This is a genomic window from Pseudomonas sp. S49 (assembly GCF_009866785.1).
Taxonomy (GTDB): domain Bacteria; phylum Pseudomonadota; class Gammaproteobacteria; order Pseudomonadales; family Pseudomonadaceae; genus Aquipseudomonas.
On sequence record NZ_CP019432.1, the window covers coordinates 2,494,461 to 2,514,118 of the forward strand.

Sequence of the window (19,658 nt, forward strand, 5' to 3'; positions counted from 1 at the left end):
CCTGATGCGGATCTGGGCATGTGAGCGTTCATTGCACGATGACCACTTCTTCGGTATCGCTGCCGCCGTTGGACGACGTCACCCGAACCTTGGCCGGTGGGATCGGCGAGATCCCGGTGGCCAGGGTTTTCACCGCGCCGTCGCCGCCCAGCGCACCAATGGCGGCGCCGCTGCCGGAGGTGGCGGTGAGTACCGGCGGCGAGGTTTCGTCACTGGTCGAGGCGACCACGGTCAGTTGTCCGGAGCTGAGGCTGTATTGCGCGCTCTGGATCACCACCAGGTCGGTCAGGGTCATGGGCAGAGTGGTCGGCGTGCTGCTGGCGATGGCCAGGTGGTTGTCGGCGGTCACTTGCAAGGTGGTTGGCAAGGTCGGGTTGACCGAGGACTGCGCGTACCAGCTGCCGGTGCTGTTGGCTTCGGTCATGTTCAGCACCGGGGTGCTGCTGGTTACGGCGACAGTGCCCGGCGCTGGCGGCGCGAGCACGAACACGTCTTGTTGGGCGACCGGCGCACTGGTTCCCGCTGTACGCGAGTAAGTGCTGCGCTGGGTGATCATTGGCGTAGGCCGGACCACCGTCGACAACTTGCCGGAGACGGCGAACACGTTCGTCCGCAGATCGAGGCCGTTAGGGCCTTCGATGCGCACGTAGTTGGTGTTGAACGGGCTGCCGGTGACTGCCTCGTTGAGGTTCGGGTCGCCGACGAATTGTTCGGCGGCACCGGTCAGCGGGTTGGTCTCGGTGTAGGGGCCGTTGACGCTGCGCAGGAACGGCCCGATGTCGCCTTTGAGTGCGCCGTCATAGGTATTCGGCGTACCGATACCGATGTCGCGGGTCATGTTGATCGCGCGCCGCCCGGGGGTGTCGATGTTGAACACGTCGACGCCATACGGGTGGGTGATGACATAGGTGCCGGCGGTCGGTACATCGACGCGAATACGGATTCGGGCGAAGCTGACTTGATCGCCTTCAACCGGTTCTTCAGCGGCGAATGCGGCTTCGATGGCGCTGACGTAGCCCAGATCAATCCCCCGTGCGGCGTCGACGAGGGCCGTTTCGCCGGTGAACCAGAACGCTTCGTCGGGAAAGTTTGTCGGGAAGACAATCGGTTGCGCGTCATCGAACACGCCGGGGGTCGGCAGCAGCGAGCACATGTACGACGGCGCGCCGGGGGCGCTGGGTACTCGGGAGCTGAGCGCTTTGGACAGGCACAGATCCAGGGTGCGACCGTGGGAGTCCTGATACCAACTGGCGAAACCACCGTTGGCCGGCGTGTACGGGCCCGGATCAACAGCAAACAAAGCGGCCTGGGCAATGCCCTGGGCCAAGGCGCTCACGACCAGGATGGTCGCGGTTTTGGACAGTAAAGGGTGCATGAGTTAATCCCTCTATCAAAGTACCTGCCCCTTGGGGATGGGTCAGTTGCACAGGGCCTGTACACCTTCCATGCCAAGGTGCGGTGAATGGGCGGCAGAGGGCCGGATTAGAGGGGTTTGCAGGTGTGAGGTTGGGGTTTGTGGCCAGCGGGGAAAGGGCGTCATTCCCCAGAATCGGGGACGGTGGGGATGACCATCATTGCCCGCCGTACACAAACCCCCTGTAGGAGTGAGCCTGCTCGCGATAGCGGTGTGTCTGTAATGAAAATGTCGACTGGCCCACCGCGATCGCGAGCAGGCTCACTCCTACAAGGGATTAGCGGTGTCTGTGGGATCAACTCAACCGGGGCGATATCCCCGCAACCGGGCAAACCCCCACCCGTGGGCTATAACCCTATAGGGACGTATAGAGAAGTCGCCGCCATGAACATGCAGTCGAAATCGCTTCCGGTCGAGGAGGGCAATCTGCGCTTGGGCTCGCGCAAGCAGTCGTTCAACCTGCTGCGCTGGTTTTCGCTGATCAGCATGGCGGTGATTGGTACCGTGGCCATAGCGCTTGGCGCGGTGTCGACGCGTTTTGTCATTGATGAAAGCGTGCAGCGCGATGCCTTGCTCACCGCGCAGTTCATACAGGCCATCGCTTCGGCCGAGGTGCGTCACGTTTCCATTCCCAATATCCGCACGATGGGTGAATTGCTCGACCCACGTCAGGACACGAATTTTCCCGACGTCAGTCCGCAAGCCCGGGCCGATGCAAGGGGCGAGTTTCTCGATCACATCGAACACTTGCCGGACGTGATTCTCGCCAATATTTATGCGCCCGACCGCCAGGTGATCTGGTCAACCAACCCCGCGCTCATTGGCACCAACATTCATGCCGATGAAGATCTCGATCGCGCCTTTAACGAAAAAATCCCGGTGTCCGCCAGTTATCACGACGTCGACAAGGCCCGCGAAGAACAGAAATTCATCACGCCGCCGGACTACATCTTCATCGAGAACTACATCCCGCTGTTCGACGCTGAGGGCAAAAACGTCACGGCGATGGTCGAGATCTACAAGGAACCCAAGGATCTGATCGCACGCATGGAGCGTGGGATGGTGCTGATCTGGCTGGCCACCGCGCTTGGCGGCGGACTGATCTATTTGGGCCTGTACTGGATCGTGCGGCGTGCGGCGATTCTGCTCGCCGCCCAGCAGAAACAACTTATCGCCAATGAAACCTTTGTCGCCTTGGGCGAGATGTCTTCCGCCGTGGCGCACAGTTTGCGCAATCCGCTGGCGACCATTCGTTCCAGCGCTGAACTGGCGCTGGAGTTCGACGCCGGCCCGGCAGAGAAGAACATCAAGGACATCATTGGCCAGGTCGATCGCATGTCGAAATGGGTACGCGAACTGCTGCAATCGCTGCGTCCGCTCAACGATGATCCGGAACCGGTGAATCTGGTGGCAGCGCTGCACGAAAGCCTTGTCGGGTTTGAACAGCAGATCGCCAGAGCCGGCGTGCAGGTGGTGTTTCATCCGCAGCACACACCCATGGTGCTCAGCCAGCCTGTGCAACTGACACAGATCCTCAACAGCCTGCTGGCCAATGCACTGGAGGCGATGGACAAGGGCGGCACGCTGACCGTCAGCCTGGAACCGAGCGACGACCGTGGCGTGTGCGTGGTGCTCAGCGACACGGGTAAAGGCATGAACGAAGAGCAACGGACCATGGCGTTCCGGCCGTTTTTCACCACCAAGTCTGGCGGTCTCGGGGTCGGTCTGGTGCTGGTCAAACGCATTATGGAGCGCTTCGGTGGCGGCGTGACCCTCGACAGCCGCGAAGGCGAGGGCACCTCGGTTCGATTGGCATTCCAATTAGTCCAATGACGGGTCTTTTCCATTTCGCGGACTGCCGAAGACTGCGATCTATCGACTGATCGTTCCCTCGCTCTGCGTGGGAATGCAGCCGGGGACGCTCTGCGTCCCATGGAACGCGGAGCGTCCCTTGAGGCATTCCCACGCAGAGCGTGGGAACGATCAACACTTCCACCGCTGCAGAATTTCACGGACCAAAATTTATGAACTTCCCCCATCAGTGGGTGTCAAGCCCCGGTCACCGGGGAGTGGGGAAACCCACAGCATCCTCAACTCCCTGTAACAACTGGAAATAATTTCTTGGCGCACTAGTTGCAAAACACCATCACCCCTTCCTTGATGAGGCGGCTGGTGATGGACAGAACAACGCGTAAACCAAGCAACACTTTCCTGCTGACGCGTTTGAGCGTCTTTCTGATGTTGACCCTCGGCACCATGGCCGGCGTCCGCGCCAGTCCCATTGATGACGAGCGACAGCCAGAAGTCTCCGACCCGTCGGCGTACTACGACGAACCGGCCGACCGCGCTGGCGCGCTAAACGCCATTCTGACAATGCCGGAGGCCAACGAAGACTCCTTCGATCTACCTGACGGGGTCAAAGGCGATCGCGCTGAAACGCGTATCGAAAACGTCCTGCCACCCTCCGTGCAAACCAGTTTCAACTACCCCACCAACGGCAAGCCGAGCCCGCTCTATGGCGCGCAGCCGTTCACCCAGCAGTTGACCCTGTTCGAAGAATTCGGCCCGGAAAAACTCGACCCGACCACCCCGGCCGCGCCGCTGCCGTTTCCGCCCGCCGCGATCGGCCCGGCACCGGCCCAAGATCCGAACAACGTCGCTCGCAGCGCACCACCCGGCACCGCCCTTGATGCGTTCCTGCGGCAACCGGGGCTGACGCCATTCCCCAGCCAGTTCGCCAACGTCGTCGACCGCAACCCGTGGCAGGCGCAGATCGAGGTGTACCTCAACCGGCACATCGGCTCGTCCGCCGAAGGTCGGCCACCCGGAAAAGGCTGGGCGCACCAGCGCTGGAACGAGTTCTACCCGCAAGTCGCTTACAAAACCGTACAGACCGGTGCACGCCTCAATGGTGGCCTGCGTGACAGCGTGCAAATGCACCATTACGCCGTCGGTGAATTCGGCCCCGGCGGCCTGTATCACAACGTCGCCGGCGTACCGCTGACCGATGGCACCGCCAAAGGTGTCGACCCGCGTTTCCACCCGGCCATGCCGGCGCAAAACCACAACTCGGTGTGGACCTTCGACGGCACGTTGCCGCCAAAACTGTTGATGGTGCGCTACGGCCAACCGGTGATGATGCGTCACTACAACGGCTTGCCGATCGACCCGTCGGCCAACCGTGGATTCGGTTTGCATACGATCAGCACCCACGAGCACAACGGTCACGCGCCGGCGGAAAGCGACGGCTATGCCAACGCGTTCTTCTTCCCGGGGCAGTTCTATGACTATCGCTGGCCGATCCAGCTTGCCGGTTACGACAGCATCAACACCAAGGCTGAAGACCCACGTGCGGCGTTCCCTTGCGCACCGGGTGAAACCTTGTGGGTCAACGACCTGGCCCCCGCGAAGAAAACCTGCGACCACGGCACGATCAAAATCCGTGGCGACTGGCGCGAGACTATGAGCACCCACTGGTTCCACGATCACATGCTCGATTTCACCGCGCAGAACGTCTACAAGGGCAACGCGGCGATGATGAACTACTACAGCGCGCTGGATCGCGGCAACGAGTCGGTGGACGACGGCGTCAACCTGCGTCTGCCCAGCGGCAGCGCCTTGCCATGGGGCAACCGTGACTACGACGTCAACCTGGTGTTTGCCGACAAGGCCTGGGATCAGGAAGGGCAGTTGTGGTTCAACCCGTTCAACACCGACGGCTTCCTCGGTGACCAGTTACTGGTCAACTGGCAGTGGAAACCGACCCTCGACGTGCGCGCACGCAGCTATCGCTTCCGCATTCTCAACGGCTCGGTGTCGCGCTACTTCAAACTGGCGCTGGTGCGGGAAATCAAAGGCAGCGGTGGCGAGTTTCAGGGGCCGAAAAACTCCGGTGTGTCGTACAGCCGTGTGCCGTTCCACATGATCGCCAACGACGGCAACATCATGGAGCACAGCGTACCGTTTGACGGCAGCATGGATCTCGATGCCGATGGCGATAAACAGAACCACAACGCGATCCTGCCGACTCAGGGTATCGCCGAGCGCTTCGACATCATCGTCAACTTCTCGAAAAACGGCATCAAACCGGGGGACAAGCTGTTTTTCGTCAACCTGCAGGCTCACGACGACGGCAAGGGACCCAAAGATGTCATCCCGCTGGGCGACATCCTGTCGGAGAGATACCTGGCGGTGATCAAACAGACCAGCAAGGGCCCGCAGTGGGACAGAGGCGATCCGGCGGTGGGCAAGGTCTTGCAGCTCAACGTCAAGGCTTACACCGGCCAGGATCTGGCGATGAACCCGGCAGCCTACGAACCGGCCAAACCCGGCAAGGCTGAAGGGCTGGTGATGATCCCGCTGAAGCTCCACCGCGAAAACGCCGCCGACAAAGCCGTGCTAGCCAAGGCTCGCCACCGCACCTTCACCTTCGGCCGCTCCGACGGCACCGATGAAGCGCCATGGACGGTCAAGACCGATGGCGGCTTCGGCTTCCACATGGACCCGCGTCGCTTGAATGCTTCGACCCAGTTGTCCAGCGGCCCGACCGATGCCGGTGTCACCGGGTTCGGCACTCTGGAGGTGTGGAACATCAAGGCTGGTGGCACGGGCTGGAGCCATCCGGTGCATGTGCACTTCGAGGAGGGGATCATCCTCAGTCGCGGCGGCAAGGCCCCGCCAGAGTGGGAAAAATGGGCACGCAAGGACGTCTACCGGATCGGTTCGGAAAACGATGGGCTGGACAGCGTAGAGATGGCGATCAACTTCCGCGAGTTCGCCGGGACGTACATGGAGCACTGTCACAACACCCAGCATGAGGACAACTCGATGCTGCTGCGTTGGGACCTGGAGAAACCCGGACAACTGCAGTTGATGCCGACACCGCTGCCAAGCTGGGACGGTGTGCGCTACGTCAACTCCGCCGCGCTGCCAACTTTCCGCAACGGCGACGGTATGGGCCCACAAGTGGTGGTCAAGCCATGAACCGCCGCCACGGTGACAGCCAACCTGTGCATACCCCGCGCTCCCGGGCGCTGGGCATGCACCTGGTGCTGCTGCTGGTGGCCTGTGTGCTCGGCAGCCGCGTGCTGCTGGCGCACCAGGCCAGTGTCGGCGAGCCGTCAGCGGCGAGCGAATCCGCCACCCCGTGGGGTGGCGACTATTTCCCCAATACTTTGCTGACCGATCAGGACGGTCGGCAGGTGCATTTCTTCGATGACCTGATCAAGAACAAAGTGGTGGTGATCAACTTCATCTTCACGTCCTGCAGCGATTCCTGCCCACTGGAAACCGCACGCCTGCGCCAAGTGCAGAAACTGCTCGGTGATCGGGTCGGGCAGGACATCTTTTTCTACTCGATCAGCATCGACCCGATCAGCGACACCCCCGAAGTGCTCAAGGCCTATTCACAACGTTTCAAGGTTGGCCCCGGCTGGAAGTTTCTCACCGGCGAATTCGAAGACGTCACCGATCTGCGCAAGAAGCTCGGGCTGTTTATCGAAGGCGTCGACAATGGCCGCAACAAGGATCACAACCTCAGCCTGATCGTCGGCAACCAGACCACCGGGCGCTGGATGAAGGCCTCGCCGTTCGAGAACCCGTGGATCCTCGCCGATCAACTGGCCAACACCTTGCAGAACTGGAAGCAGCCGAGCATCGAAGAAAGCTACGCCAATGCCCCGGACATTCGCCCGCCGAGCAATGGCGAAGAACTGTTCCGCACCCGCTGCGCCTCGTGTCACAGCCTCGGCCCAATGGATGGGCAGGGCCTCGGCATGCGCAGCATCGGCCCCGATCTGATTGGTGTAACGCGTAATCGAGATCCGAAATGGCTGAACCGCTGGATTCGCGAACCGGATCGCCTGCTCGCGGAAAAAGATCCGATCGCGTTGCAACTGTATGAACAATTCGAGCGAATTCCGATGCCCAACCTGCGCCTCGACGAGCAGTCCGCGCAGTCGATCATCGACTTCCTCAGCGATGAAACCGAGCGTCAGCAACCGTCCACTGCGGCCATGACCGACGGTGCTTTGACGCCAGTAAAACCGGGCGATTCAGCCGCGACGGTGAGTCGGATGCGGTAGCGGCGAAATAGCATCATTGAACCGTGTGTCGCGGTCAGAGCCACCTACACTGATGGCTGTAAGCAGCGCGATATAAAACTCCAGGGCCACTCCCATGCAGCGACTGGAAGCACAAAAAACCTCTGCACCGAACCCATCGGTCGCGTGCAAGGGCTGGCGCGAGCAGTTCAATCTACTGCGCTGGTTCTCGCTCGCGAGTTTTTTCATCATCGCCGCCGTGGCGTTGGGGCTGGGTTATATCTCCACACGCTTCGTGGTCACCGAAAGTGTCGAGCGCGATGCGCTGCTGACCGCGCAATTCGTTGAGGCCATTGGCGCGGCGGAAATGCGTCACGCCAAAATCAATCCGAACCGGACGATGGGCGAAATGCTCGACCCGCGTCAGGACAACCAGTACCCCGATGTTGATCCGGCGTTACAGGCTTCAGCGCGTACTGAATTTCTCGATCACGTCGAACACCTGCCGGATATTTTGCTCGCGACCGTTTATGCGCTGGATCGCACGGTGATCTGGTCGACCAACGCTGAGCTTATCGGTGTGCACATCAAGGATGACGATGAGCTCGACGAATCATTCGAGATGAAAGTGCCGGTGTCTTCCAGCTACCACAAGATCGACGATGAGAAACCCGAGCAGCAAATGTTGCGCGAACCGAAATACCTGTTCATCGAGAACTACATCCCGATGTTCAACGCCGACAAAAGCAAAGTCGTCGCCATGGTTGAGGTCTACAAGGAGCCGGCGGATCTGGTCGATCGCATCGACCGTGGGTTCGCCTCGATCTGGGCGGCGACTTGCTTCGGCGGTGCGGCGATCTTTCTAGCCTTGTTCTGGATCGTCCGCCGCGCGGCGAAATTGCTGCAGAGCCAGCAGCAACAGTTGATCAGCAACGAAACCTTTGTCGCCCTCGGCGAGATGTCCTCGGCGGTGGCGCACAGCCTGCGTAATCCGCTGGCGACCATTCGCTCCAGCGCCGAACTGGCCCAGGAAGTCGCCAGCCCCGGTGCGCAACGCAATATTGGCGACATCATCAGTCAGGTCGATCGCATGTCACGCTGGGTACGTGAGTTGCTGGTGTCGCTGCGGCCGATGAATGACGACGGCGAGGCGGTGGATCTGGTGATGGCGGTCGAAGACACCGTTGGCGCCTTCGAAGCATTGATCAAACGCTGCAACGTCGAAGTGCGCTTCACACCGCAGAATTGCGCGCCGGTCGTCAGTCAAAAGGTGCTGCTGACGCAAATACTCAATAGCCTGTTTGCCAACGCCCTCGAAGCCATGCCCAAGGGCGGTGTGCTCACCGTCGAGTTCGAATCGCCGCAGCCCGACAGCGTGCGTCTGACTGTGAGCGACACCGGCAAGGGCATGAGCGCGCAGCAGCAACTGTTGGTGTTCAAACCGTTTTTCACCACCAAACAGGGCGGCCTCGGGGTTGGCCTGGCGTTGGTCAAAAGAATCATGGAGCGTTTTGAAGGTTCGGTCGTGCTGACCAGCCGCGAGCAGGAAGGAACCCGCGTCAGTCTCAACTTCAAAGTGGCATCGGGAGGGGAATATGGAACACAGCATTCTGCTGGTCGAGGATGACGAACTGTTGGCCGAAAATATTCAGACCTACCTGGAGCGCAAAGACTTCGAGGTGACCGTCTGCCATTCGGCCGAGGACGCGCTGGGGCAACTGGAAACTTTCATGCCCGACATCGTGCTGACCGACAACTCGCTGCCGGGCATGAGCGGGCACGAGCTGATCCAGAAGCTGCGCATCAGCGCGCCGGATCTCAAAGTGATCATGATGACCGGCTACGGCAACGTCGAAGACGCCGTGGTGGCGATGAAGGAGGGCGCCTTTCATTACGTCACCAAACCGGTGGCGCTGGCGGAACTCAAACTGCTGCTCGACAAGGCCCTGGCCACCGAACGGATGGAGCGCACGCTGTCGTTCTATCAGGAGCGCGAGGCGCAGAAATCCGGGGTGCAGGCGCTGATTGGCGACTCGGCGCCGATGCAGTATCTGAAGAACACTATCGGCCAGTTGCTCGACGCCGAGCGGCGCATGGCCAACACCGATCTCCCTCCGGTTTTAGTCGAAGGCGAGACCGGCACCGGCAAAGAGTTGGTGGCGCGGGCGCTGCACTTCGACGGCCCGCGCAGCAAAGGTCCGTTTATTGAATTCAACTGTGCGTCGATCCCGTCGAATCTGGTCGAGTCGGAGTTGTTCGGGCATGAGAAGGGTGCGTTCACTGACGCCAAGGATCGCCGCGTCGGGCTGGTGGAAGCCGCGGATGGCGGCACGCTGTTTCTTGATGAGATTGGCGAGATGGATCTGCTGTTGCAGGCGAAGATTCTGAAGTTGCTGGAGGATCGCACCATTCGCCGGGTCGGCTCGGTGAAGGAGCGCAAGGTCAATCTGCGGGTGATCAGCGCGACCAACTGCAACCTTGAGCAGATGGTCCAGCAGGGCAAATTCCGCCGCGATCTGTTTTTCCGTCTGCGGATCATTTCGATCAAAGTGCCGCGGCTTTACGCCCGTGGCGATGACATTCTGTTGCTGGCGCGGCACTTCCTCGCCAGTCACGGCAAACGTTATGGCAAGCCGAATCTGCATTTCAGCCAGCAGGCCGAGGAGTTGCTGCTCAGTTACACCTGGCCGGGCAACGTGCGCGAACTGCGCAACATGCTCGAGCAAACGGTGTTGCTGGCGCCGAGCGACACGATTGCCGCGCATCAGTTGAACGTGTGCATGAGCCTGTGTGATGAGTTGCCGCCGCAGCACCAGCATCAACATTACGAACCAATGTCGCCCTACGAACCGCGTCCAGCGAGCAATATGGAGTCGATGAACCTGCCTGAAGTCGAACGCGACATGGTGCGCAAGATGCTCGACAAGACCGACTGGAACGTCACCAAATCTGCACGCCTGCTGGGCCTGAGCCGCGACATGCTGCGTTACCGCATCGAAAAACTCGGCTTGGCCCGACCGGATAAACGGCAGTGGTAACCCAGACACACCGCATTTCCCCTGTGGGAGCGAGCTTGCTCGCGAATGCGGTGTGTCAGGCAACATCAAAGTGACTGATCCACCGCTTTCGCGAGCAAGCTCGCTCCCACAGGGTTATCCGGTGTCTGCAGAATGTTTGGGCAACCCGGATCAATGCTGCTGCCGACTCAAACACTCCAGCACACAACCCGGATCCAGCACCTCGTCATTCACATAAATCCCGCGCTCGGCATCGTACGTGCGGATAAACACCCGCACCGTCGCATCCGCCACGGTCGGCAACTGCGAATCGGAGAATTCATGGTCACCCGGAAGCACCACAAAATCCTGCGGCGCCGTATCGTCGTAAGGCTTGGGCGGCGTGGAACTCAGTGAATACGGAGCAGGGTGGGCGAAGGGCTGGTTGGGCCCGTAATAATTGAAATTGCTGTCCAGCGCTTGCGCCTGTGAGGCAACAAGCAGACAACCCATCAACAACAGCCGATCGAGCATTTGCATGGCGGCACCTGCGAGTGCGGTTTTCCCCAAGGCTATTAACTATAGCTGCCCGACATTCAAACAACCGGGTGATTGATCACATGCCCCGGCTGTGCGTAAAGATCGATGCCGAGGGCATGCATAACTTTCAAAACCGTTTCGAAGCGCGGCTTTGCGCCGGGCGCGAACGCCTTGTACAGACTTTCGCGACCCATGCCAGAAGTTTTGGCTATCTGCGTCATTCCGCGCGCCTTGAGCACATAGCCGATTGCGCGAAGAAACTCTTCGTTATCCCCGTCTGCAAGAACCTGGGACAGGTATTCGCTGATGGCTTCGTCACTGTCCAGCAATGCTGCCACGTCGAAAATCGTTAACGTCTGGCTCATGGTTAAACCTCCTTAGCCATTTTTTGTGCGCGTCGGATGTCTGCGCTTTGTGAAGACTTGTCGCCTCCAGCCAATAGAACGATGACTGCACCGTTACGCATCGTGAAATACACCCGATAGCCTGCACCCACATCTACGCGCATTTCAGATACGCCATCACCCACCGATTTAACATCGCCGAGATTTCCCGTTGAGGCCCGATCAATGCGGCGGGCGATGGCCACCTTGGCCCGCAGGTCTCGAACCGATTGGTGCCAAGCCTGGAAGACGGCTGTTTGTCGAATAAGATAATTCATTGCTCGACTGTATCCAAGTAGATACAAATAGGCAGTCAGCCAAGTCTTCTAACAAACCTTGAAAAGTCGTCGGTACTTGTAGGCGAGAGTTTCCTCATTTGTAGGAGTTGCCGCAGGGTTTGGCTTACAAGTTTGCAACAACCGCAATTGCCGGGCTGATCTAGACTCGGATCCGCTCAATCACGAGCATCGTCCGGAGTGCGCCATGGAAGTGCCCAACAATAAAACCGCCATCGAGAGCAATCGACAGGCGTGGAACGATTCCGCCCGCCATCACCAGGATTCGCCTGATTGGCAGGCTTTACTCGGCGAAGTTGCGCAGGCGGATTTCTCTTGTCTTGATGAGACATTGAGCGGGTTGCTGGAGGTCGATGGCAAGGATGTGATTCAACTGGGCTGCAACAATGGCCGCGAGAGTCTCTCCCTGTTTGCCCTCGGTGCCAGAAGCGTGGTCGGTGTCGATCAGTCGTTGGCGTTTCTTGAACAGGCCCGTGAGCTGAACAAGCGTTCACCGCACAGCGCCGAATTCGTCGAAAGCGATATCCATCATTTGCCAGCGTCTTTGCACAATCGCTTCGATGTGGCGCTGATCACCATCGGTGTTCTCAACTGGATGCCGGACATCGGCGAGTTCTTCCGCCACGTCGCGTCGACCCTGAAACCGGGTGGCAAACTGGTGATCTACGAAACTCATCCGTTTCTGGAAATGGTCGATCCTGAGGCAGAGGATCCGTATCGCCTCGCCAGTTCCTACTTCCGCGCCGAGCCGTTTGTGCAGGAAGAGCCGATTGTCTATGTCGGCAAGGTTGAGCAGCAGGCAGCGAAGTCGTATTGGTTTGTGCATACGCTGGGGGCGATTTTCAGTGGTGCCATCGGGGCGGGGCTGAACATTGCGCACTTCAGGGAGTATGCGCATTCGAATCGGGAAGAGGTGTATGACCAGTATTTGAATCGAGAGGCGCAGATGCCGATGTGTTTTACCCTGGTTGCCACCAAGGCCTGAATTCTTGATCGCGACAACCGGCCTCTTCGCGAGCAGGCTCGCTCCCACATTGGTTTTGTGTACTGCACAGATCCAGTGTGGGAGCGAGCCTGCTCGCGAAGGCGGCCTCGCCACCGCTACAAATCCTGAGATTGAATCAAGCCTGCGCCGCCACCGTCACTGCCGGTCTTTCCGGCTTGCGCAGCGCCTCCAGCCTTGAATCGCTGTAGTTCGATTCGCGGAAGAAACGCCAGTGCCCGAACAGGTCGTAAACATGCGTGATATGCCCTTGTTCCTGATAGCCCAGGCGAATATGCATCTTCAGGGCCTGTACATTGGCGTTGTCGCAGATATCCACGACTTTTTTGAAGCCTCGGGCAGACATGACTTGCCACAGTGCGGTCTGTGCATCGACGGTCAAGCTACTGCCGAAATAGTGCCGGGTAATTTCGGCACCGAACTGAAAGTATTCACCGGGCTTGACCGGGAACGTGCAGCGGTAGAAGTGGCGGTCGTAATAGTCGCGAGTGCTGGCCCAGACAAACCCGACGGTATGACCGTCCTGGTCCAGGTACATATGCCCCGTATGCCCTTCAGTGGCCAATTCGGCCATGGTCTCCACGCGGTCACCAAAGTACTTGCCGAATGCTTTGGCGTTGTCCTCGGTGATGTCGACTCTGCGCAAGCCTTCACACGGGCGCAGTTTGTTCGGGGCAATCGGCGTGACCAGGTCGCGCTCCATCCACAGCAATTCACGGTGAGCGAAGACGTAACGTTTCCACAGCGCGCCAAGGGTGCGGCGCAGGCCTTTTTGTTTGATGCGCAGAAGCAGATTTTCGATGACGCTCATGATGCCCTCCGAGGCGCTAGCCCAGGTGTGTTGGATGGTGTTGCCGGTTGAATTTCGGATGTGTTCGCCGCCGTCGAGTTGCCGGCACGCGGTGCACGCCATTTTTGCAGGGCCGGTTTGACGTGGTGCCAAAGGCGTAGCCCCAGGCCCAGCAGCAAACCGCTCGGGCGCCACGAGTAGAAACTCCAGCGCCAGTGTTCCAGTTGCCCGGTCATGCGTTCGTGCAGTTGATGGCTGGAGTTTTCCAGGCTGACCCGCGACGCATCGATCCAGCGCCAGTGCTCATCCAGCCCCCAACGAATCCATTCCTCCAGCAACACCCGGCCGCTACCGAGGTCGGCGTACTGCGGCAAAAACGCCAGGTTGTAATCGTAGAGGCGGCCCTGTTCGAGCAGGCCGAGGCGATAGCTGATGCAGCGGCCGTTCAGCTCCAGCGTCACGACCCGCACCAGGCCTTGAGCGGCGAGGGCGGTGAAAGCGCTTTGCATCCACTGACGACTGCGTTCGGTGGCGAAAATCCCGACACCCTCGTCACCTTTCCAACTGACCGACTCGACTTCCTGCAGCGCTTCCAAAATCGTAGGCATCGACAGCGCATCGGGGGTGATTCGCCGCACTTGTGCACCGCATGCGGCAATCCGTTTGCGCGCCCGACGCAGCTTGTAGCGCGGGTCGCCGGAGATCTCCTGATGATCGGCGTCGCTGATCAGATGCACCGGCACCCGGCAACTCAGGCGTCGTTCAGCCGTGGAACTGCGCGCCATCCATTCGGTGAGCGCACTTTCTTCACCGGCAGGTTCCGACAGTTCATTGAGTTGCAGCAGCGCATGGGGCAGATGTTCACGGATCAGCACCAGCGCCTTGTGCATGTCTTCGCGGCCGAGCAACGACAGCAGAGCCAGGCGATCGGCCATTGGATAACCCAAGTGATGCAAAACGCGAAACGGCACACCAGCGAAGCGTTCGCGGCTGGCCACCAGTGGCAGGCACAGCAGCAATTGCTCGGCTTCCCAGCCGAGCAGAACGTGCAGGCGCTGATCCTCGCCCAGGGCCTGCTCTGCCGCGCACAACCAGCCAAGGTTGTTGAACGGCGTGTGGTCGGCCACGCGCAGGCGCAATGCCTCGTAGGCTGTTGCCGGGAAGTCGGCAGCGCACAGGGAGGTGCGCCATTCGAATCGCATCACCATGGGTTCAGGCCGCCGTTGCTTTGACAGGTGGACGGGAAGTTTTACCCAGCGCCGCCAGACGCGAGCCGCTGTAGCGGGTTTCGCGATAGAAGCGCCAGCGGCCGAACAGCGTGTAGATATTCATGATCCGCTGTTGTTCGGTATAGCCCATGCGCAGGTGCAGCTTGAGCGCCGGGACGTTGCTCGAGTCACAGACATCGACCACTTTGCGGCAGCCTTTCAAGGCCATGGCTTCCCACAGGCGCAGTTGCAGATCTACCGACAATTCGGTGCCCCAGTAGGCACGAGTCAGTTCGCCGCCGAACTCGAAAAATTCGCCGGGTTTAACCGGGAACCGGCAACGGTAGTAATGCCGATCGAAATAGTCGCGCGGCGTGCCCCAGATAAACGCCACGGCATCGCCTTTGTCGTCGACATGCATATGCCCGGTGTGACCGTCACTGGCCAGCTCGGCCATGACGCCGACGCGGTTGCCGAAGTAGCGGGCAAAGGCGCTGGCGTTGTTTGCGGTGATCTTCAGCATGCGCAATGGCGGGTAAGGTTTGAGGTTGTGCGGCGGCACGGGACTGACCAGATCGCGCTCCATCCACAGCAGTTCCTGATGGTCAAAAATGTACATTCTGCGGATCTTCGCCAAGGTCGCTCGCAGGCCTTTACGACGGATATGTCCGCTGAGTCTTTGCAAAACATCCATGGTCTCTTCTCCTGTTGAAGGTCCCACGCACAGCAAGACGCTCGCGGGACAGAACATCGAAGGGCGGTTCATGAAGCGCTCCAGTTCAGGGCGAACAGGGTTTGCCCCGGTAATTCGAAACGTACGCGCCCGTTTTCGCAGGCAAACGGTATGTCGCGGCTGCGATTGTCAGCGCCGAAGAAACGCAAGGCGCTTTGATTCAGCGGGCACTTGGCACCGCTCAGATCAACCCGTTGCAGGCGCGTGCCTTTGTTCACCCCGAGCAGTGCGCGCTGCTTGTCGCCGGCCATCGCCAGGACATCTACCTCAAAAGCGTCGTTATCCAGTTGCAGCACTTGCGGCAGCCAATGCCGGGCAATGAATTGCTGGGCGAGGCCTACCGGTTTCAGCTCGAAGCGACCATCGTCATGTATGCGCACCATGCCTTTGCCGTAGGGCGGTTCGTCGGCGGCCTGAAACCAGTTGAGCATGCTCAGCAGGCCGTCCTGAGAGGCGTTGATGACCACCGACGCCCACCACAGCGCTGTGTAGTGAGTTTCCTGATCGTAGGGGCTCAGGGCTGAGCCACTGGACAGATTGGTCTGATCCAGCAGCAACGCTTTGCGTGGCTGACCTTTAGCGTCCAGCCCCACCAGGTCTGCAGCCCGGCGGACGTTGTCGCGGTACACCCGGGTCGCCAGCAAGTCGCGGATCATCCATTCATGCCAGGCCAATGCATCGACTTGATCGGCGGATTCGCTGAGCAGCCGCCGCGCCCAGTCGATGCCGCGTTTGTCCGCTGCGTTGCGGGTGAACGGCCCGTTGATAAAACGGGAGCTGGCCGGCATGGCGATACGTACGCCGGCCTTGGCATTGGCCGGATCGCTGCGCACCTGGCGGGCCATGCTGACAAAAATCGCCCGATAATCTTCGTAGCTCGAATAGTTCAGGTTCGGTTCGTCGGCGAAGCCGATGTAATGCGTGCCTTGACCACCCAGCGCACGAGTGCCGGCGAGCCACGCCTCAAGGCCGTTGTTGCTTTGCACATCGGCGCGCAGATTGGCCTGACGCCCGGTGCCGGCGAGCAGGGTGATGTCCTGGCGGATGCCGAAGCGAGTCTGATAGAGCTGACGAACCGGGTCTGCGATACGGGTATTTTTCGAAGTGACGTCAACGTAGCTGTAATAACTCGCCGCACCCGGTTTCAAGGCATCCAGTGCGGCATGACTGGCCGTGGGCGGCATGAGATTGGGCAGGGCAATGCCCAGATCGGGGGTGCGACCGATGACCTTATCGTGCAGGGTCAGGCGTACCTGGCCCGGCTCTTCACGCAAGGGCTGGAGCTGCTGCGGATTTTGCGCAAACAGATTGGCCGTGCCGTCGAGCCAGAATGCCGCTTTACCGCTGCCCTGCAGGCGCAAGCGCCAGACCTGGGGCCGGTCGCTGACCGGCAAGGCCACTTGATCGAATTGCCAATAGGCGCGGTATGGCTTGAGGGCCAGCGACAGTTGTTGTCCATCGTCTATGCGCTGGGCTTGCAGCGCGTTGACCCCGCCATGGTATTTGCCGTTCAGCACCGCGTGTTCTCCCGCTGCCACTTGGAAAAACAGCTCATCGCCATTGCCGGTTTCGACACTGAAATGCACTTTGGCCGGACTGAACAGCGCCACTGTTTTATCGTCATGCTCGACGCGATAACTGCGGAAGCTGTAGCCGGGAATCTCCAGACGATAACTGGCAGCCCCGGGCAGCAACGACCAGCTCTGCGAACCGCGAGTTTCGCTGGCCTTGATCAGCCGTTCACCCTGCAACTTGCCCTGACCGTCGAGCAGATAAATATGCTCTTCATTGGCCTCGGCCTGCCACGCCGGAACCCAGCGTACGGTGACCGAGTCCGGGCGATTGGCTTGCAGGTACAGACTGCCGTCGCGCAGGTCACCCCACTGCATCGGCGCCGCGAAACCGTTCAGCGTCAGGCCGAGTCCGAACAGCAGGGCCAGGCGTTTCATGCTGTCTTCCGACGTTGCAGCATCAACCACATCGGGGTGATGTCGCTGGGCAGGATGATCAAGGTTTGCCAGAACGGCACGTTGCTCAAGCGGCAATAAAGCACCAGCATGGCCACCGTCACCGCCAGATAGGCGATCGATGAAGCCGCCGCTGCACCGACAATGCCGTAGGCAGGAATCAACAGCAGATTCAGCGCGAGGTTGAGCAGAGCGCCGATGCCCATCAGCAACGACACCGTGCCGGGGCGATCCTTGCCAATCAGATCCAGGCGCAGAATGCTCGCATAGCACAGGCCCAGCAGGCCGGGCAGCAAGGCGAGCAGCGCCGGATACGCCGGTTGATACGCCGCACCGAACAGGGTGACGATCAGCCATTCGCCGATCACTGCCATGGTGATGCAGGCGCCGAGCATCACCGTGGCGGTCAGGCGCAGCGCCAACGGCGTGACCTTGTCCATGCCTTTGTCCTGTTGCAGCAGTCGCTTCATCAGCGGTGTGGTGACTGCCTCCGGAACGATCAGCAACAGTTCGGCGGCGGCGCTGGCCATGGCGTAGTGGCCGAGCGCGGTACTGCCCAGCAGGGCGCCGATAAACAAGTAGTCGGAGCGCAGAATGATCTGTTGAAACAGCAGATCCGGATGGCTGCGCGCACTGAAGCGCAGCAGCTCGTTCTGGCTCGCACGGTCCCATCGCAGTTGCAGCGGCTGTGCGCGTTTGAGCCACATCCAGCCGACCAGCACCACCAGGCTGATGCCGGCCAGCCAACTGATCAGCGCGGCTTCGAGTGCTGCCTCCTTCCACATCCAGAACAGCGCGACAAACAACAGCAGCGGCGCGAGGGATTCGATCAGACGCAGAACATTGAAGGCGACCACGCCGCCCGATGCGTTGTGCAAGGTCAGCAGACCGCTTTTGAGCACGGTCAGCGGCACCGCCAGCAGCAACAGCCACGCCAGCAGACCGAGCTGCATCGTCACATCGAGTTCGCTGCCGAACTCACGGGCCAGCGCGACCACCAGCAAGGTCAGCAGCCCGGCCAGAAGACAACCGAACACCAACACCTGAGCGAGCAACAAGCCCATCGGCCGCTGATTGGCCGCTTGATAACCGACTGCCGAATTCAAGCCGCCGCTGGTCGCCGCGCTGATCAGATCCGGCAAGGTGCTGAGCAGGGCGAACAAACCGCGTTCACTCGGGCCGAGAATCCGTGCCAGCAACACATTGCGCAGCAAGCGCAAGGCAATCATTGCCAGTTTGGTGCCCATGCTCAGGGCCAGATGCTTGAGGTAGCTACCGCGACTCATGGCCGTGCCCCGCGATAAATGCGCCACGACAACAGCGCCGGATTGCACGCGATGCGCTGACTGATGCCGAAGCGCGGCAGGTTCAGCGGGTCGCCTTCGCCGCGATAAATGCCGGTACCGGTGCCGAGGGCGAACGGATAATCGTGATTGGCGATCTGCTCGCGCACGCGTTCATCGTTGTCGCCGTTGGGGTAGCAATACACCGGCAGTGGGCGGTTGCAGCCGTTGTACAAGGCATCGCGGCTGCGGCTGATTTCTTCGTTCAGGCGCTGATCATCCAGGCCGGTGAGGATGGCGTGGCTGGCACCGTGCGGGCCAAAGCGCACCAGACCGGAAGCCTCCAGCGCGCGCACTTGATGCCAGTCCAGCGCTTGCGGCTGTGATTCGGCTGGGCACTCATCGGTGAGTTTTTCCAGTTTCTGCGGGTCAAGCGTCTTCAACCCTTGGAGGAAATGCAGCAGCGCCAGGCTGCGGCGGTCGACATCGATGTCATCGAGCATTACCGGCAATGGGTGATGCATGAACTGCAGGCACTCGATCAAGTGCATCCGCGCTTTTTCACCGTGGCTGCCCCACAGGGTTTCGCCAAGGCTTTCCCACCAGAAACGCTGACGGCTGCCGATGAAATCGGTGGAGAGGAAAATGCTCGCCGGTACCTGATGTTTCTGCAGCAGCGGGAAGGCGTTGACGGCGTTATCGCGCCAGCCGTCATCAAAGGTCAGCGCCACCCGTGGGCGCTCGCTGCGCAGCGAATTGGGCTGGAGGATTTCCATCAGCGGCACGCAATCGAAATGCCGACGCAGCCACAGCAGTAAATGCTCGAAGGCCTTGGGCCCGACGCACAGTTCGTTGCGGTGCGGGAGGTTGGCGGCACGGTCGTTGGCCAGCACCCGGTGCAGCATCAGAATGACCCCGGCGCCGTGCAACTGGTTGCGCCCCACTGACGAGTTGAGATAGAGCCAGCCGCTGGTGCGTTTTAGCAGTTGTTTGATCGCCATGGC

The 19,658-nt window shown here is 60.2% G+C and carries 16 protein-coding genes; 6 read left to right on the forward strand and 10 right to left on the reverse strand.

Features of this window, described 5'->3' with window-relative positions; all coding sequences use genetic code 11:
• Positions 1-28: 28 nt before the first annotated feature.
• Entirely contained in the window at positions 29-1,375 is a 1,347-nt protein-coding gene (locus tag PspS49_RS11070; protein WP_160039243.1) for a hypothetical protein, read from the reverse strand.
• A gap of 423 nt (positions 1,376-1,798) precedes the next feature.
• On the opposite strand from PspS49_RS11070, the gene PspS49_RS11075 reads away from it, so the two are divergent.
• The 5 genes from PspS49_RS11075 (at position 1,799) to PspS49_RS11095 (ending at position 10,493) form a co-directional block, all read left to right on the forward strand.
• The gene (locus PspS49_RS11075; RefSeq protein ID WP_160039245.1) at positions 1,799-3,247 is read left to right on the forward strand and encodes an ATP-binding protein; all 1,449 of its coding nucleotides are present in this window, start codon (positions 1,799-1,801) and stop codon (positions 3,245-3,247) included.
• Between the two features lie 342 nt (positions 3,248-3,589).
• Positions 3,590-6,397, forward strand: a complete 2,808-nt coding sequence (locus PspS49_RS11080) for a multicopper oxidase domain-containing protein (RefSeq protein ID WP_160039247.1) — start codon at positions 3,590-3,592, stop codon at positions 6,395-6,397.
• Positions 6,394-7,497, forward strand: a complete 1,104-nt coding sequence (locus tag PspS49_RS11085) for an SCO family protein (RefSeq protein ID WP_160039249.1) — start codon at positions 6,394-6,396, stop codon at positions 7,495-7,497. Before PspS49_RS11080 ends, PspS49_RS11085 begins: the two co-directional genes overlap by 4 nt.
• Before the next feature lie 94 nt (positions 7,498-7,591).
• Positions 7,592-9,082 (forward strand): ATP-binding protein, encoded by a 1,491-nt coding sequence (locus PspS49_RS11090; protein ID WP_160039251.1) that lies wholly within the window; start codon positions 7,592-7,594, stop codon positions 9,080-9,082.
• The gene (locus tag PspS49_RS11095; protein WP_160039253.1) at positions 9,051-10,493 is read left to right on the forward strand and encodes a sigma-54 dependent transcriptional regulator; all 1,443 of its coding nucleotides are present in this window, start codon (positions 9,051-9,053) and stop codon (positions 10,491-10,493) included. Before PspS49_RS11090 ends, PspS49_RS11095 begins: the two co-directional genes overlap by 32 nt.
• A gap of 150 nt (positions 10,494-10,643) precedes the next feature.
• Here the strand turns inward: PspS49_RS11095 and PspS49_RS11100 are convergent, their stop codons facing one another.
• Genes PspS49_RS11100 through PspS49_RS11110 form a run of 3 tightly spaced genes read right to left on the reverse strand, consistent with a single transcriptional unit; the run spans position 10,644 to position 11,652 of the window.
• Positions 10,644-10,991, reverse strand: coding sequence for a hypothetical protein (locus PspS49_RS11100; RefSeq protein WP_160039255.1), 348 nt, complete (start codon positions 10,989-10,991; stop codon positions 10,644-10,646).
• A gap of 56 nt (positions 10,992-11,047) precedes the next feature.
• Positions 11,048-11,356 (reverse strand): addiction module antidote protein, encoded by a 309-nt coding sequence (locus PspS49_RS11105; protein ID WP_122600417.1) that lies wholly within the window; start codon positions 11,354-11,356, stop codon positions 11,048-11,050.
• A 2-nt stretch (positions 11,357-11,358) separates the two neighbouring features.
• A complete protein-coding gene (locus tag PspS49_RS11110; protein WP_038369612.1) occupies positions 11,359-11,652 on the reverse strand; it encodes a type II toxin-antitoxin system RelE/ParE family toxin in 294 nt (97 codons plus the stop codon).
• 205 nt (positions 11,653-11,857) lie between these two features.
• Between PspS49_RS11110 and PspS49_RS11115 the strand changes: the two genes are divergently transcribed.
• Positions 11,858-12,655 carry a class I SAM-dependent methyltransferase gene (locus PspS49_RS11115; protein ID WP_160039257.1) on the forward strand — a complete coding sequence of 266 codons (798 nt, stop codon included), beginning with the start codon at positions 11,858-11,860 and terminating at the stop codon, positions 12,653-12,655.
• A 136-nt stretch (positions 12,656-12,791) separates the two neighbouring features.
• On the opposite strand, the gene PspS49_RS11120 is transcribed toward PspS49_RS11115, so the two are convergent.
• The 6 genes from PspS49_RS11120 to PspS49_RS11145 form a co-directional block, all read right to left on the reverse strand.
• Positions 12,792-13,484 carry an N-acetyltransferase gene (locus tag PspS49_RS11120; protein ID WP_160039259.1) on the reverse strand — a complete coding sequence of 231 codons (693 nt, stop codon included), beginning with the start codon at positions 13,482-13,484 and terminating at the stop codon, positions 12,792-12,794.
• Positions 13,481-14,671: a GNAT family N-acetyltransferase gene (locus PspS49_RS11125; RefSeq protein ID WP_160039261.1), complete on the reverse strand. Its 1,191-nt coding sequence runs from the start codon at positions 14,669-14,671 to the stop codon at positions 13,481-13,483. Before PspS49_RS11125 ends, PspS49_RS11120 begins: the two co-directional genes overlap by 4 nt.
• A gap of 4 nt (positions 14,672-14,675) precedes the next feature.
• A complete protein-coding gene (locus tag PspS49_RS11130; protein WP_160039263.1) occupies positions 14,676-15,365 on the reverse strand; it encodes a GNAT family protein in 690 nt (229 codons plus the stop codon).
• Between the two features lie 68 nt (positions 15,366-15,433).
• Positions 15,434-17,353 carry a hypothetical protein gene (locus tag PspS49_RS11135; protein ID WP_160039264.1) on the reverse strand — a complete coding sequence of 640 codons (1,920 nt, stop codon included), beginning with the start codon at positions 17,351-17,353 and terminating at the stop codon, positions 15,434-15,436.
• On the reverse strand, positions 17,350-18,657 hold the full coding sequence (locus PspS49_RS11140; RefSeq protein WP_160039266.1) for an oligosaccharide flippase family protein: 1,308 nt from the start codon (positions 18,655-18,657) through the stop codon (positions 17,350-17,352). Before PspS49_RS11140 ends, PspS49_RS11135 begins: the two co-directional genes overlap by 4 nt.
• Complete coding sequence (locus tag PspS49_RS11145) at positions 18,654-19,655, reverse strand: polysaccharide deacetylase family protein (RefSeq protein ID WP_150774468.1); 1,002 nt, start codon at positions 19,653-19,655, stop codon at positions 18,654-18,656. The genes PspS49_RS11140 and PspS49_RS11145 overlap by 4 nt, the downstream gene beginning before the upstream one ends.
• Positions 19,656-19,658 lie beyond the last annotated feature (3 nt).

What these genes read in the sequence shown, in the direction of transcription:
- PspS49_RS11090 (WP_160039251.1), top strand. Translation starts at nt 7,592, where the DNA reads ATGCAGCGACTGGAAGCACAAAAAACCTCTGCACCGAACCCATCGGTC.
- PspS49_RS11085 (WP_160039249.1), top strand. Translation starts at nt 6,394, where the DNA reads ATGAACCGCCGCCACGGTGACAGCCAACCTGTGCATACCCCGCGCTCC.
- PspS49_RS11110 (WP_038369612.1), bottom strand. Translation starts at nt 11,652, where the DNA reads ATGAATTATCTTATTCGACAAACAGCCGTCTTCCAGGCTTGGCACCAA.
- PspS49_RS11105 (WP_122600417.1), bottom strand. Translation starts at nt 11,356, where the DNA reads ATGAGCCAGACGTTAACGATTTTCGACGTGGCAGCATTGCTGGACAGT.
- PspS49_RS11125 (WP_160039261.1), bottom strand. Translation starts at nt 14,671, where the DNA reads ATGGTGATGCGATTCGAATGGCGCACCTCCCTGTGCGCTGCCGACTTC.
- PspS49_RS11075 (WP_160039245.1), top strand. Translation starts at nt 1,799, where the DNA reads ATGAACATGCAGTCGAAATCGCTTCCGGTCGAGGAGGGCAATCTGCGC.
- PspS49_RS11100 (WP_160039255.1), bottom strand. Translation starts at nt 10,991, where the DNA reads ATGCAAATGCTCGATCGGCTGTTGTTGATGGGTTGTCTGCTTGTTGCC.
- PspS49_RS11070 (WP_160039243.1), bottom strand. Translation starts at nt 1,375, where the DNA reads ATGCACCCTTTACTGTCCAAAACCGCGACCATCCTGGTCGTGAGCGCC.
- PspS49_RS11115 (WP_160039257.1), top strand. Translation starts at nt 11,858, where the DNA reads ATGGAAGTGCCCAACAATAAAACCGCCATCGAGAGCAATCGACAGGCG.
- PspS49_RS11130 (WP_160039263.1), bottom strand. Translation starts at nt 15,365, where the DNA reads ATGGATGTTTTGCAAAGACTCAGCGGACATATCCGTCGTAAAGGCCTG.
- PspS49_RS11140 (WP_160039266.1), bottom strand. Translation starts at nt 18,657, where the DNA reads ATGAGTCGCGGTAGCTACCTCAAGCATCTGGCCCTGAGCATGGGCACC.
- PspS49_RS11080 (WP_160039247.1), top strand. Translation starts at nt 3,590, where the DNA reads ATGGACAGAACAACGCGTAAACCAAGCAACACTTTCCTGCTGACGCGT.
- PspS49_RS11135 (WP_160039264.1), bottom strand. Translation starts at nt 17,353, where the DNA reads ATGAAACGCCTGGCCCTGCTGTTCGGACTCGGCCTGACGCTGAACGGT.
- PspS49_RS11095 (WP_160039253.1), top strand. Translation starts at nt 9,051, where the DNA reads ATGGAACACAGCATTCTGCTGGTCGAGGATGACGAACTGTTGGCCGAA.
- PspS49_RS11120 (WP_160039259.1), bottom strand. Translation starts at nt 13,484, where the DNA reads ATGAGCGTCATCGAAAATCTGCTTCTGCGCATCAAACAAAAAGGCCTG.
- PspS49_RS11145 (WP_150774468.1), bottom strand. Translation starts at nt 19,655, where the DNA reads ATGGCGATCAAACAACTGCTAAAACGCACCAGCGGCTGGCTCTATCTC.